The sequence below is a fragment of the Limnospira platensis NIES-39 genome, assembly GCF_026000695.1.
In the GTDB taxonomy this organism is placed as follows: Bacteria; Cyanobacteriota; Cyanobacteriia; order Cyanobacteriales; family Microcoleaceae; genus Limnospira; species Limnospira platensis.
Genome location: NZ_AP026945.1, coordinates 1,419,891 through 1,432,284, shown reverse-complemented (window position 1 = coordinate 1,432,284; position 12,394 = coordinate 1,419,891). Strand labels below are relative to the sequence as shown.

Here is a 12,394-nt window from a genome sequence, read left to right as displayed (position 1 = left end):
ATTAACTGGGTAGTTATGATTAATTGTTTAAGAGGTTGTCTAGGCATGAATGAAATTATTTTTTGGGTGGAATGTGATGCAGAAGAAGGATATGTAGCTCAAGCATTAGGAGAATCAATTATCACTCAAGCTGATAATTTAGATAGGCTCAAATTAGAAGTTAGAGACGCGGTGCGTTGCCATTTTCCCGATGAGGAATTGCATCCCCGTATGATTCGACTGGTTACGGAGGATGGGATGACGCGATGAAACTCAAAGATGAATTACAACAAAGACGAGATGAAATTTTAGCGGTTGCACAACAACATGGGGCGTTCAATGTGCGGATATTTGGTTCCGTGGCGAGGGGGGAAGAACGGGAGGATAGTGATATTGATTTTTTGGTGGAAATGAACAGTAATTGCAGTTTATTGGATAGAATTGCCTTAATCCAAGATTTAGAGGACTTGTTAAACCGAAAAGTTGATGTCACGACGGTTAAAAACTTACGGGAGTATTTTAGAGAACGGATTATCAATCAGGCGATTCCGCTATGACAGATGATGAAATATATTTACAAGATATTTACGATCGCATCTGTCGGATTGAGACTTATTCAGAGGGAGGGAGAATAGAATTTATGCAATCTCTTTTGATTCAGGATGGGGTGATTCGTAGTTTTGAAGTGATTGGAGAAGCAGTTAAGCGACTTTCTCCAGAGTTGAGGCAAAGTTATCCAGAGATTCCTTGGCGCAGAATGGCGGGATTGCGAGATGTGCTGATTCACGACTACGACGATATTAATTTAGAAGAAGTTTGGAATGTTGTTGAACAGAATTTACCCGAATTGAAACAAAAAATATTAGTAATCTTATCGGCACTTCATCATGAAAATTAAAGAACAATTGCAACAAAGACGAGATGAAATTTTAGCCCTTGCACAACAGCATGGGGCGTTCAATGTGCGGATATTTGGGTCGGTGGCGAGGGGGGAAGAACGGGAGGATAGTGATATTGATTTTTTGATTGATTATGATTTAGCTAAAATATCCTCTTGGTTTCCGGTGGGACTGATTCAAGATTTAGAACAACTCTTAAATCGCAAAGTTGATGTAGTCACGACTAAATCATTACATTATTTTATTCGGGAAAAAGTTATAGCAGAGGCGATTAGTTTGTCAGATTTTGGCAATCAGTAAACGATTAAAATGGACTCCCACTCATGGAACTAGAAGCTGCTATACGTCGGATTAATGCTTTTAAGAAAAGGTTTAAGGAGCCTCACCTTTTTTTAGCTTATCATGCGGCGTTACCTTTGGCGATAACTCCCGATTTGCTGTATCAGATTTGGACGAATTTTCGGCGGGATATTCAGGGGGAATTTATCGAGATTCCTTGGATTGCGGTTTCGGATTTAATTCTATCGAGTTTGTGTGATGAGGTGGGGCATGAATTGTATGAAATGGATGCGACAGTCCGCCAAGAATTGTTAGACCAGTTGAAAGCTAATCCTCGATTTACAGAGAAACGCCTGAAGGAAGTGGCGTGTTTTTTATTGCAGTATGTGCAGAAAGATTTAGACAGTCAGGATAGTTATGACCGGGAGTTTGCCGAGTCGCAAAGTTGGGCGGCTTGGGCTTATGCCGAACCTCAGAAATCAGTGGAGTTATTGGCGGAGGCTTTCCGGCGGGCGTATGAAGAAAATCCTAGGGATTTGATGCGACTTTCGACGCTGACGGAGATGATTTATCAACCGAATCTCAAAGAGTTTGACCGCCTGCGAATTTTTGCCAGGGCAATGGGGCATTATCGACGCAAGAAGTTTGAGGAAGCAAAAAAACAAATTTCGCAATTGTCAATCCAAGGTAATTCATTATCAATTGCCGGTATTACTCTTAACATTCCCACGGAAATTTTAAATTTCATTGAAGCTGAAACTCAATCTCAACAGTCGTCTTATCAAAATCTTACTGCACTTGATAAAAAAAGCGATATAGGAACCATTGTTCCTACATTAATTATTGGTGTCGGTGGGACAGGTTTAGAAGTTATAAGTCGTGTTCGCCGTCTGATTGTGGAATCCTACGGTAGTTTAGAAAAACTTCCTGTTGTTGCTTTTTTACATATCGATACCGATGAACTCTATCGAGTCAGAAAACCAGAAATGGCTGGCCCTCCACTGGAAGATTACGAAAAGTTCTGGGCTAGTGTAACTTTTGACGAAGCTAAAAGAGTCAAGGACAATCCCACGACCTATTCTTGGTATTATGACTGGCTTCCCCCGGAACTGACTCCGCAAAACTTAGTTTCAGAACAAGGCGCAGGTCAGATTAGAGCCTGCGGTCGTTTTGCATTTTTTTATAACCATCAACAAATTCAAAATAAGTGTAGAAAAGCTAAAGGTAGAATACCTCAAGAGCTAGATCAACTAACGATTGATGGTGATGTTTTGACCGTAGAACCTAAATTGAATATTTTTGTCGTTGGTTCTATCTCTGGAGGAACGGGTAGTGGAATGCTGATTGATTTAGGTTATTGCTTGCGAAATTGGTTTCAAGGGCAGAGATTGGAAACTACAGCTATTATTCCCACCCCCGATGCTTTTTTAGGAATTGGTGGCAATATTAACATTCAGGAAAATGGTTATGCTGCTCTCATGGAGTTAAACTATTTTTCCGATCGGAACAACACATATAATGTTAAGTATGGTTTATCAGAAAATACTCGAATCATAGAAAATCGCCCTCCCTATGATTATTTATATCTAACAGGAACTAGCAACCAAGAGGTGAGTTTAAAAATTGAAACTATTCAGGAAATGATGGCTCAACAAATTTTTCTGGATTTAGTTTCAGATTTTTCTAGCTACAAAAGAAGTATTAGAGATAATATAAACAGGCAGATTGGAACATCTTTAGATCAAGCTAGAAACTCTCAAGCACAAGCCATTTACAGAAGTTACCCTTGCAACTTTTTTAGTTTTGGTATTGCTAGTATTGAGATTCCAGTTCATGCCATTCGGAAAGCGCTTGCTGTAAAGTTAGCCGCTGACTTATATCAGTGGTGGCTGAATGCGAATGTTCAACTTCCTAGTGATGTTCAACAAGAGGCAGAAGCTGAACTCAAAGAACTGAAGTTGTCTAGTGAAGAACTGCGGAATGAGATTTTACTTAATCCAGAGGGGAAGAATTATGTAGTCGTTATCGAACAATGGACTAAGCAACTAGAGAATAATATCAACGTTGAACAACGATTGAAATGTACCGCCCAACTTCCCAATCCTTTTGCCAAAGAAACAGGTAAAGTTTTGGAGTTTGTGAGCCGTTACCTTAATCCAACTGTTGAAGAATATCGCTTAGATCATCTCCGAGATGACCAAAGAAGACGCGGTGACTTCCTTCAAAGAATGCAGGACAATGGGGAAAAACTGTTTCAGGAAACAGCACAAACTTTTAAAGAAAAAATCTACGACTATTTAGAAGATAAGAGCCAAGGGGCTCGCGCTATCAAGGCACTCCTAGAGCAAATGCGAACCAGCTTACAAATGGAAATTGAAAAATTGCAACGGGAAGCCGAAAGAACTTGGAAAAATCTTGAAAAAGCTGCTTTAGCAGAATACAACCAAGCGAGTTCTCAAATTGATGAATTTAGCGATCGCTGGATGGCAAACAAAGAAAATAAAATGAAAAAATGGTGCTATCAGGCAATTGCCGGGATTGAAAAAAGTTTCCAAGCCACCTTGCAACGCCAGTCTCGTCTGATGGCTGTTAACATTCAAAACCGCTTTCTTGATGTCATTCAAGAGGTTGAAAATGAAGTTGACCGATGGACTGGGCGAATTTCAGGTTCAGAAAGTAAGTATCGTGACTCGATCGCTCAATCTGAGAATTACATTGAACAATTGGAATTAGTTGGAATCAAACTGTTTGAACGACGAGAGTTGAAAGAACTTTACGATGATTTTATTAGCAAGTCTCAAGGGCTGGATATCCTCTTTAGCCAACTCACTCAGGATATAAAAGTCGCCAGCCAAAACAGCAAATTCTGGACTCAATCTGCCTATGGTCAACAAGAATTTCATCTTCTGGATGTGGCTCGCATTGATGAGCTTCAATATCCCCAGTTTGAGGATGTAGTTGAACAATTCACCCGACGGAAAATTCAGGAAGCACCCGCCAACAGTAAACTGTACACCGAAATGGATGCTTGCACCCGTTTTATGCGACTGTACCCGGGAACCCAAGATCGACAACGAGAGATTCAACGTTTATTTAACTTGTCTAAACCCTTAATTCGTTTGGATACAGCTATCCCTCAAGAGGGTGGATTTAACTATATTCAATTTCATCTCGCGGGAATTGTCGGAGGGGAAAATACCCCGGAAACAGCAGCACAGCAACAGGTTCCTCTACTGAAGAAATTTTTTGTCCAGACAGATGCGATCGCGCCTTTGAGTAAACGAGAACGGCATAAAATTCTAGGCACCCATGAAATTGCTGGCTTTTCTTTGCGATGCATGGCTGGAACCGAAAATCTCCGCAAAGCCTACCAAAAATGGCGAGGTGAACGAATTCAAGCTGAACGAGATATTCTCAAAGGTTTGAATGCTAAATTACCCACTCCCGTTCATATCCAAAAAGATATGGTATTTTGGGATTTTCATCGCCCCGACCCCGCCATTGAACAGCTAGTTTTAATTACCCGTGCTTTGGGAATTTTGCGTCAGGAAATCAACAAAAAAACCAAACAAGATGTGATTCGTTACCGCATCATGACTAAATTGGATGAAGATAATGTAACCGTAGCAGCCAATTGGGAAGATACAGTGCAAGTTCTGCAATTACCTGATTGTCGAGAAGACAGACAAGAAGTCGAACGACAGCTTAATGAATTACTCGACCAAGCCGAAACAGAATCCCAAAAACAACAACTGGGCAAACAACTGCAAGACTTTTTAGCCGAACGACTCAAAACTGAGTTTCGGAACAATAATGATCACCCCATGTATCTGAAAGAAAAAACAATCATTGGGGAATTTATTGCTATACATAAACTTATTAGTGAATCCCAAAATACTGAATTTAAAAATTGTGATAATTGTGGTTATGTCATGCGTGTTACTGATAATTACTGCTCTAATTGTGGACATAAAATGTCTTGAAATTTTGTGGATAATTGAAATAATCAAAACTTAATTTTACAGATATATAACTACCCAGAAACTGGGTTTATTGTCCGGTTTAGTCACAGATAAAAATTAGGGTGGTGGTCTCACCATTGGCGCGGCGACTAATGATTAAGCGTCCATTCAGGATATCCTCATCATGGATTTGATAAATTCTTAAATCCGTAACCTCTGGACTATCAAAGGCGATCGCCAATTTTAGGGGTGCTGTTTCGTAATCATTCCCCCCCAAAGGATTCAGGAACCTTTCCAAAACCCTTTCCAGGATATCATAAACATCTTCAAACTCTTTGACAATATTGCCGGGTTCCCCTTCCGGGCGGCGATAAAGTAGCTGCCAGCCACGCCGCCAGCCTAATTCATTGGGTTCAAAAAACTTAGGTCCTACAAACTTCCTAAGATGGTCGAATCCTACCTTTTCCAGGTCAACTTCTGGCTCCAGGATATCATAAAAAACCCCGGAATCTACGATTTTTCCATAGGAACTACCATAGAGTTCCATTAAATCACTGACGTATTTAGGCGGTTGAGGAGATGTACTCATTTTGGCGGATAACTAGGATTGAGTGCAAGCTACAGGTGAGATTTTAACTCTCAGTCTGATTATATAGCGTTTCTCATATCCATAAGGTACAGCCCACTCAAAGAGAAGCCGCTGCGCGTCTACACCCCAAACCCCTCTCCCAATAGGGGAGAGGGGCTTTGAAAATTACCTCACCAATCCAGCGAACCGGTATATCACCCGGAAAATACGGAGATGAATCCTCAAGTTGGTTAAACAAAAGATGGAATTTGGGTTAAATTATGTTAGAATAGGGTGGCATAATCCGTCACGCCCTAGATACAGCCTATCAATACAAAAAATATGGTTCTCTCAACGCTAAAATGGAGTTTAGACGATTATCATCACATGATTAAAACGGGGTTGCTGGTAGGTCGTCCTGTGGAATTACTAGCCGGAGAAATTGTCGAAATGTCCCCAGAAGGTGAATCCCATGCCTTTTTTAGTCGCGCGGCTGGATCTTATCTTACTCGTATTTTAGGCGATCGCGCTCTAGTCAGTCCAGCCAAACCCATTACCCTCCTCAACGACTCGGAACCGGAACCGGATATCGCTATTGTCGCGCCTCTGGGTCGAGAATATCTGAGTCATCACCCCTACCCGGAAAATATTTTCTGGGTGATTGAATATGCGAACAGCAGCCTACAGAAAGATAAAACAGTGAAATATCATCTCTATGCTGAGGCTGGTATCCCGGAATATTGGCTGGTGAATTTACAAACGGGGGAGTTAATTATTAACCGGGAACCGAGGGGACGGGAATATGGTTCTAAAATAACCCTGACTTCTGGAGAAGTTTCGCCCCTGGCTTTTCCTGATCTTACCATTCCGGTGGCGGCGATAATTTCAGCGGTTATATAACCAGCTATTCCGGCTAGGATTTTATTGATGGGGTAAAATCTGCCTAATGAAACTGGCGGCGTAACAGTAGGGAATTGGTGACTACACTCACGGAACTAAAAGCCATAAAAGCGGCTGCTACCGCCGGACTGAGAACTATGCCAAAACCTGGTAGGAGGACACCAGCCGCCATGGGTAAACCGATGGTATTATAAGCAAAAGCCCAGAAGAGGTTTTGGCGAATTTTATTGAATGTTTGTTGACTCAAGCGAATAGACTCCACCACGTCCATGAGTGCGTCTCCTATGAGTACAATATCAGCAGTTTCGATCGCCACATCAGTTCCGCTTCCCAAAGCGATCGCCACATCAGCCTGAGCCAAAGCCGGAGCATCATTAATGCCGTCTCCCACCATAGCCACCCGGTGTCCCTGCTGTTGGTAAGAAGCGATCGCCTTAGCTTTATCTTCCGGTCGCACTTCTGCCCGCACAGACTCAGGAGATAATTCTAACTCAGAAGCGATCGCCTCGGCTACCGAAAAGCGATCGCCTGTGAGTAAAACTACATTTAACCCCATTTGTTGGAGTCGTTCCACCGTCATTTTAGCATCAGACTTGAGGCGATCGCAAATACCAATCACCCCCACCAACTCCTCAGCCACAGTCACATAGACCACCGTTTGTCCTGGTGGAATTATCGATAACACCGACTCCCCTAAAGTCACCCCGCAGCGGATCAAACCTTCTGCACTACCCACCCAAATTCTCTCTCCATCGACCATAGCAGCCGCACCAAGCCCCGTCTGAGTCACAAAACCCTCGGCATCTATGGTAGGCAGGTTACGCCCTTCTACGGCTCTACAGATGGCGGTAGCGATCGGGTGATGGGTTCCCTGTTCGACCGCCGCCGCCAATTGTAAAATCCGGTCATCACTAAAGCCGTGAGACAAACTGACGCAGGTAGTCACCTGGGGAGAAGCGGTCGTCAAAGTTCCGGTCTTATCAAAAACTACAGTATCCAATTGGTGAACCCTCTCCAAGATATCACCACCTTTAATCAATAAACCCCGTTCCGCACCGATAGCAGAACCCACTAAAATGGCGGTGGGGGTAGCCAGTCCCAAAGCACAGGGACAAGCAATCACCAAAACAGCGATCGCCAATTTTAGACTCAATAGCAAAGGCGCATCAACCGCCAAATTCACCCCTCCCGAGGTCATCACCTCCGGCCAAATATAAGTGCCAATTGTGTACCAAAAAATCAGAGTCAGCGCCGCCAAACCCATGACCAGATAAGTAAAATATCCCGCCACCTTATCCGCCAAAAATTGAATCGGTGCTTTCCGAGTTTGAGCAGTTTCTACCAAACTAATAATTTGGGAAACCGTAGTTTCTTCTCCCGTGCGAGTCGTGGCAATTATCAGCGCCCCCGACTGGTTTAAAGTTCCCGCACAAACCATCAAATCCGGTTGTTTAGTCACCGGGAAAGACTCTCCGGTTAGCATCGACTCATCGACGGTACTACTCCCCATAATCACCCTACCATCAACGGGGATTTTATCACCCGGAAAAACCTTAACCAAATCCCCCACCAGCACCTGTTCAGCCGGAACCTCCACCGTCGGAGATGACCAGGCGATCGCCGAATTTTCCTGAGTGGTTTCCTGCAGTTGTGTTGACAGAATCACCTGAGCCGTTGTCGGTTGCAAAGCCCACAAAGACTCAAAAGCCTGAGCCGCCCTAAATCTCGCTTGTTGTTCGAGGGTTTTTCCCAGTAAAATAAACCCCAACAGCATCACAGGTTCATCAAAAAAACATTGCCAACCCAACCGGGGAAATAACAGAGCCACCAAACTAGCAGTATAGGCGCTAATAGTACCCAGTCCCACGAGGGTATTCATATTAGGAGCATTTCGCGCCAGACTACGCACCCCATCCACAATAAGCGATCGACCGGGAAACATTAAAGCTAAAGTTGCTAATCCCCAGTGAAACCAAATATTACTCACTACCGGAATCGGTCCCCAACCCATTTGATGAAAGTGACCAATTCCCGACAGAAAAATCAGCACACCACAAATAACCACCCGCCCAATTTGGTCGCGCATTTCTTGGCGGTGACGTTCCTTAAAAGTTAGCTTTTGGTTAGCAGCAGACCCATAACGCAGTTGACTATTAAATCCCGTTTCTGTTAGAATATCAGCTAGTTTTTGTGGATCGACTGTACCGGGTTCACATTCAACCGTCGCCACTTCTGTGGCTAAATTAACCCGGACAGCAATCACCCCTGGCTGCTGGTTTAATTGGCGTTCTACCGCCATCACACAACCAGCACATTTCATTCCCCCAACATCCAAAATAATCGTCTGGGTAGGTAGGGTAGTTGAGGTTAACTGCTGCTCTGATATAGTTTGGGGATTTAATTGCATAGAATGGATACCTTAGATATCAGCCAATGATGGATATTTGGGGAGAAACAGCCCCCAGAACAGTGAGGACAGAAACATTTACGGGAATTTGTGAAATTGATCTCCAAATAATTGATAATTGTTCACTGTCAACCATCAACTTTCAATTGTCAACTATTAACCCCCCATGTCTACAACCATCGCCTTAATCGCCCATGACAGCCAACGGGAGCAACTGGTCAGCTTTGTAGAAGAGAATACTGTGGCTTTGTCCTTCTACGAACTAATCGCCCCAGAAAGAACCGCCCAATACCTCCTACAGGGAACCGGAGTAGAGGTGCAGGTGCTATCGTCTCTCCATCACGGAGGAGATATTGAACTAGCCTATCGCATCCTACAGGAAACGGAAATCGCGGCTGTAATTTTCTTCCTCGATCCTGGTTTTAACTTATCCTCCCCAGAAATTCAAGTATTGATTCGCGCTTGTAACCTGCAAAATGTACCGCTCGCCACCAACCGCGCTACTGCTAGGGCTATGTTAAGCGGTCTCACCCGTAGTCGGTCGGCTCATCTGATTTTTAACCCGGTTTCGGGGACGGGTAACTCTCAACAGGACCTGGTTTTAATTCGACAATTGTTAGAACCCCATATTTATCTCAAGGTATCCTTCACGACTCCTACCATTAGCGCCCAACAGTTGGCTCAGGAAGCGGTTGATTCCGGGGTGGATATGGTTATTGCTTCTGGAGGGGATGGGACGGTCTCAGCGGTGGCTGGTGCGGTGATGGGAACAGATATCTCTCTGGGTATCATTCCGCGCGGAACAGCTAATGCTTTTTGTATGGCTATGGGGATTCCTGGGAATATTCGGGGGGCTTGTAATAATATTATCGCTGGGGTAACTCGCACGGTTGACATGGCTACTTGTAACGATCGCCCTATGATTCTATTGGCTGGAATTGGTTATGAAGCCGAAACCATTGATAAGGCTGATCGAGAAACTAAGCAGCGTTGGGGGGCTCTGGCTTATATAATGGCGGGATTACAACAACTCGATGAACAAGTCGTTTTTGACACGGAAATTGAGATTGATGGAACTACCAGTCGGGTTCGTTCGGGTGCTGTGACTGTTGCTAATGCGGCTCCCCCCACGTCAATTTTAGCTCAAGGTTTGGGAGAGGTTATCCCTAACGATGGGAAGTTAGAGGTGTTGATTTTTGCTACTAACGAAAACGACAATCAGAAATTTACTAAGGTTAGGGCGATCGCTGGTATGGTAGAACTGTTTGGGTCGGCTTTGCTGAAAACTGGAACCCAGCGGGATAATATGATTGGGTTGCGCGCCAGTAAGGTTAAAGTGAAAACTGAACCCCCTCAAAAAGTTGTCCTAGATGGTGAAATTATCGGCACCACACCCCTGGAAATTAAATGTATTCCCAACGGTTTAAAGATTCTCGCGCCGACGGTGATTCCTCAAACCAATAACCAGGAACCAGAAACTTTAGCAGAGGCTGATAGTTAACAGTTTTTCCCCCTCGTCGGCTTCCTTCTCAGAGGGGGAAGGGTTTAAGGGTTGCGGTTATGATCAGCCTCGGTTTTTTCGGAGGGGGAATTATCGGAGCTGTCGGAGGTATGATTATCCGGTGGGGGTGAGATTTCATCAATGGCGGTTAAACTATCGGTTCCGGTGTCGTCAGAGTTTCCCGACTCTAACAGTTCCGCAATGGTATAATCAGTCTCGGTTTTTTCTGATGCGGAATTATCGGAGCTGTCGGAGGTATGATTATCCGGTGGGGGTGAGATTTCATCAATGGCGGTTAAACTATCGGTTCCGGTGTCGTCAGAGTCTCCCGACTCTAACAGTTCCGCAATGGTCTGATCAGCATCTGATGTGGTTTCAGTTTCCGACTGATAAATTTGGATTTGTTCCAAACGGGGACCGACTACTAAAACTACTTTAAATTGGATATTTTTGTAGGTGAAGACTTCGCCAACGGCGGGGATTTTTTGCAGGTAATAGGTGAGAAAACCTCCCAAAGTTTGATACTCCTCATTGAGGGGTAAATCCAAATTCAACAGTTCGTTAATTTCTTCAACACTCAACTGCGCCTGTACTAAAAAGGTCTGGTCATCGACAAACTGAATATTCACATCTTCATGTTCGGCTAATTCGGAGCCATCCCCAATAATTTCGGAGATTAAATCGTTAATGGTTACCAGTCCGGCTGTACCGCCAAACTCATCTACAACAATAGCCATTTCCTGTTGCGATCGCTGCATTAGGGGTAATAATTCACTGAGTAACATTTGCTCAGAAATAAACCTAGCAGCCCGAATCCAAGTTAGGATGGGTGTCTCCTCAGAAAGCTGTCTTTCGGCTAAAGGTTTGGCTAAGTCCCGAAAATCTAAAATCCCCAAAATATCATCTAAGGATTCCCCGGTAATAGGGTAACGAGAATGATTACAAACTGCCATTTCTTCTAGGAGGTGTTGAAAGGTGGCGGTGCTAGGAAGGGAGACAATACTGGTTCGGGGAATCATAATTTCTTCAGCTAGTACATCCCCAAATTCAAACACATTATTAAGTAACTGTCTTTCCTCGGCTTCCAAACCCATAGATTCACTAGATGTAGTGATAATTAGTTGTAATTCTTCAGGGGTTACGCGGGTGTAAGGTTGTCCGGTGTAGTTAATCCCACACAGACGTAATAAAAACCGGGTAGACTGATTTAAACACCAGACAAATGGCTTAAAAAATCGAGCGATCGCCAAAGAGGAAGGAGCCAACATTCTCGCGATTTGTTCGGGATATAATAGCGCCAGAGATTTGGGAACTAATTCCCCCAGAACAATTTGCAGATAAGCCAGCATAAAAAAGGTGACAATTGGAATCGCCAGGGAATGAGCGATCGCCACTTGGAATTGGTGTAGAGGAATTTTAGTAAGTATCTGGCGAATCAACACCGCCATTGTCGATTCACCAATCCAACCTAAAGCCAGACTCGACAGAGTAATCCCAAATTGGGTAGTAGACAGCAGTAAATCGATGCGTCTTTGTAAATGTTGAACCGTGAGGGCTGGTAGATCTCCTTCATCAACTAATTGGCTAATTCGCGATCGTCTTACGGACACCATCGAAAATTCAGCCGTCACAAAAAAGGCATTAATAGCAATCAGCAAAAACACCGATAATAATCGCCCAAAAATATCTTGAGCCGTCAGTGTTAATCCCGATAGGTCAGCCAAGGCACTTGTCTCGCTAAATTGACCAAAAACCATCTCCATTTCTAGCATTAAGTGCGCTTTTTATTGACCGACATCAAACCATTAAATATCTGCCAGATATCCTCTCCTTTTTTACCGAGACTTACGGGGTATACGCTGTAGCAAAGATTACTAAATTTCATATTATTGTTGATAG

The 12,394-nt window shown here is 43.7% G+C and carries 10 protein-coding genes; 7 read left to right on the top strand and 3 right to left on the bottom strand.

Annotation, left to right across the window (positions count from 1 at the left end; translation table 11 throughout):
* Nucleotides 1-45 precede the first annotated feature (45 nt).
* Genes N39L_RS07225 through N39L_RS07205 form a run of 5 tightly spaced genes read left to right on the top strand, consistent with a single transcriptional unit; the run spans nucleotide 46 to nucleotide 5,140 of the window.
* Nucleotides 46-249 (top strand): hypothetical protein, encoded by a 204-nt coding sequence (locus tag N39L_RS07225; RefSeq protein ID WP_014274769.1) that lies wholly within the window; start codon nucleotides 46-48, stop codon nucleotides 247-249.
* The gene (locus N39L_RS07220; protein WP_014274768.1) at nucleotides 246-536 is read left to right on the top strand and encodes a nucleotidyltransferase family protein; all 291 of its coding nucleotides are present in this window, start codon (nucleotides 246-248) and stop codon (nucleotides 534-536) included. The genes N39L_RS07225 and N39L_RS07220 overlap by 4 nt, the downstream gene beginning before the upstream one ends.
* Nucleotides 533-877 (top strand): HepT-like ribonuclease domain-containing protein, encoded by a 345-nt coding sequence (locus N39L_RS07215; RefSeq protein WP_014274767.1) that lies wholly within the window; start codon nucleotides 533-535, stop codon nucleotides 875-877. Before N39L_RS07220 ends, N39L_RS07215 begins: the two co-directional genes overlap by 4 nt.
* On the top strand, nucleotides 867-1,178 hold the full coding sequence (locus N39L_RS07210; RefSeq protein WP_006616151.1) for a nucleotidyltransferase family protein: 312 nt from the start codon (nucleotides 867-869) through the stop codon (nucleotides 1,176-1,178). The genes N39L_RS07215 and N39L_RS07210 overlap by 11 nt, the downstream gene beginning before the upstream one ends.
* 23 nt (nucleotides 1,179-1,201) lie before the next feature.
* Entirely contained in the window at nucleotides 1,202-5,140 is a 3,939-nt protein-coding gene (locus N39L_RS07205) for a tubulin-like doman-containing protein (RefSeq protein WP_014274766.1), read from the top strand.
* 79 nt (nucleotides 5,141-5,219) lie between these two features.
* Here N39L_RS07205 and N39L_RS07200 read toward each other — a convergent pair whose 3' ends face one another.
* A complete protein-coding gene (locus N39L_RS07200; protein WP_014274765.1) occupies nucleotides 5,220-5,708 on the bottom strand; it encodes a hypothetical protein in 489 nt (162 codons plus the stop codon).
* 321 nt (nucleotides 5,709-6,029) lie between these two features.
* Between N39L_RS07200 and N39L_RS07195 the strand changes: the two genes are divergently transcribed.
* Complete coding sequence (locus tag N39L_RS07195; RefSeq protein ID WP_035736256.1) at nucleotides 6,030-6,587, top strand: Uma2 family endonuclease; 558 nt, start codon at nucleotides 6,030-6,032, stop codon at nucleotides 6,585-6,587.
* 43 nt (nucleotides 6,588-6,630) lie between these two features.
* Here N39L_RS07195 and N39L_RS07190 read toward each other — a convergent pair whose 3' ends face one another.
* Entirely contained in the window at nucleotides 6,631-8,994 is a 2,364-nt protein-coding gene (locus N39L_RS07190) for a heavy metal translocating P-type ATPase (protein ID WP_014274764.1), read from the bottom strand.
* Nucleotides 8,995-9,160: 166 nt separating this feature from the next.
* Here N39L_RS07190 and N39L_RS07185 point away from each other — a divergent pair, with 166 nt between their 5' ends.
* Nucleotides 9,161-10,495, top strand: a complete 1,335-nt coding sequence (locus N39L_RS07185) for a methylglyoxal synthase (RefSeq protein WP_014274762.1) — start codon at nucleotides 9,161-9,163, stop codon at nucleotides 10,493-10,495.
* Nucleotides 10,496-10,539: 44 nt separating this feature from the next.
* On the opposite strand, the gene N39L_RS07180 is transcribed toward N39L_RS07185, so the two are convergent.
* Complete coding sequence (locus N39L_RS07180) at nucleotides 10,540-12,267, bottom strand: hemolysin family protein (RefSeq protein ID WP_126277472.1); 1,728 nt, start codon at nucleotides 12,265-12,267, stop codon at nucleotides 10,540-10,542.
* Between the last annotated feature and the right edge of the window lie 127 nt (nucleotides 12,268-12,394).

Excerpts from the sequence above, each read along its gene's own strand:
- N39L_RS07225 (WP_014274769.1), top strand. The coding sequence starts at position 46 with ATGAATGAAATTATTTTTTGGGTGGAATGTGATGCAGAAGAAGGATAT.
- N39L_RS07220 (WP_014274768.1), top strand. The coding sequence starts at position 246 with ATGAAACTCAAAGATGAATTACAACAAAGACGAGATGAAATTTTAGCG.
- N39L_RS07215 (WP_014274767.1), top strand. The coding sequence starts at position 533 with ATGACAGATGATGAAATATATTTACAAGATATTTACGATCGCATCTGT.
- N39L_RS07210 (WP_006616151.1), top strand. The coding sequence starts at position 867 with ATGAAAATTAAAGAACAATTGCAACAAAGACGAGATGAAATTTTAGCC.
- N39L_RS07205 (WP_014274766.1), top strand. The coding sequence starts at position 1,202 with ATGGAACTAGAAGCTGCTATACGTCGGATTAATGCTTTTAAGAAAAGG.
- N39L_RS07200 (WP_014274765.1), bottom strand. The coding sequence starts at position 5,708 with ATGAGTACATCTCCTCAACCGCCTAAATACGTCAGTGATTTAATGGAA.
- N39L_RS07195 (WP_035736256.1), top strand. The coding sequence starts at position 6,030 with ATGGTTCTCTCAACGCTAAAATGGAGTTTAGACGATTATCATCACATG.
- N39L_RS07190 (WP_014274764.1), bottom strand. The coding sequence starts at position 8,994 with ATGCAATTAAATCCCCAAACTATATCAGAGCAGCAGTTAACCTCAACT.
- N39L_RS07185 (WP_014274762.1), top strand. The coding sequence starts at position 9,161 with ATGTCTACAACCATCGCCTTAATCGCCCATGACAGCCAACGGGAGCAA.
- N39L_RS07180 (WP_126277472.1), bottom strand. The coding sequence starts at position 12,267 with ATGCTAGAAATGGAGATGGTTTTTGGTCAATTTAGCGAGACAAGTGCC.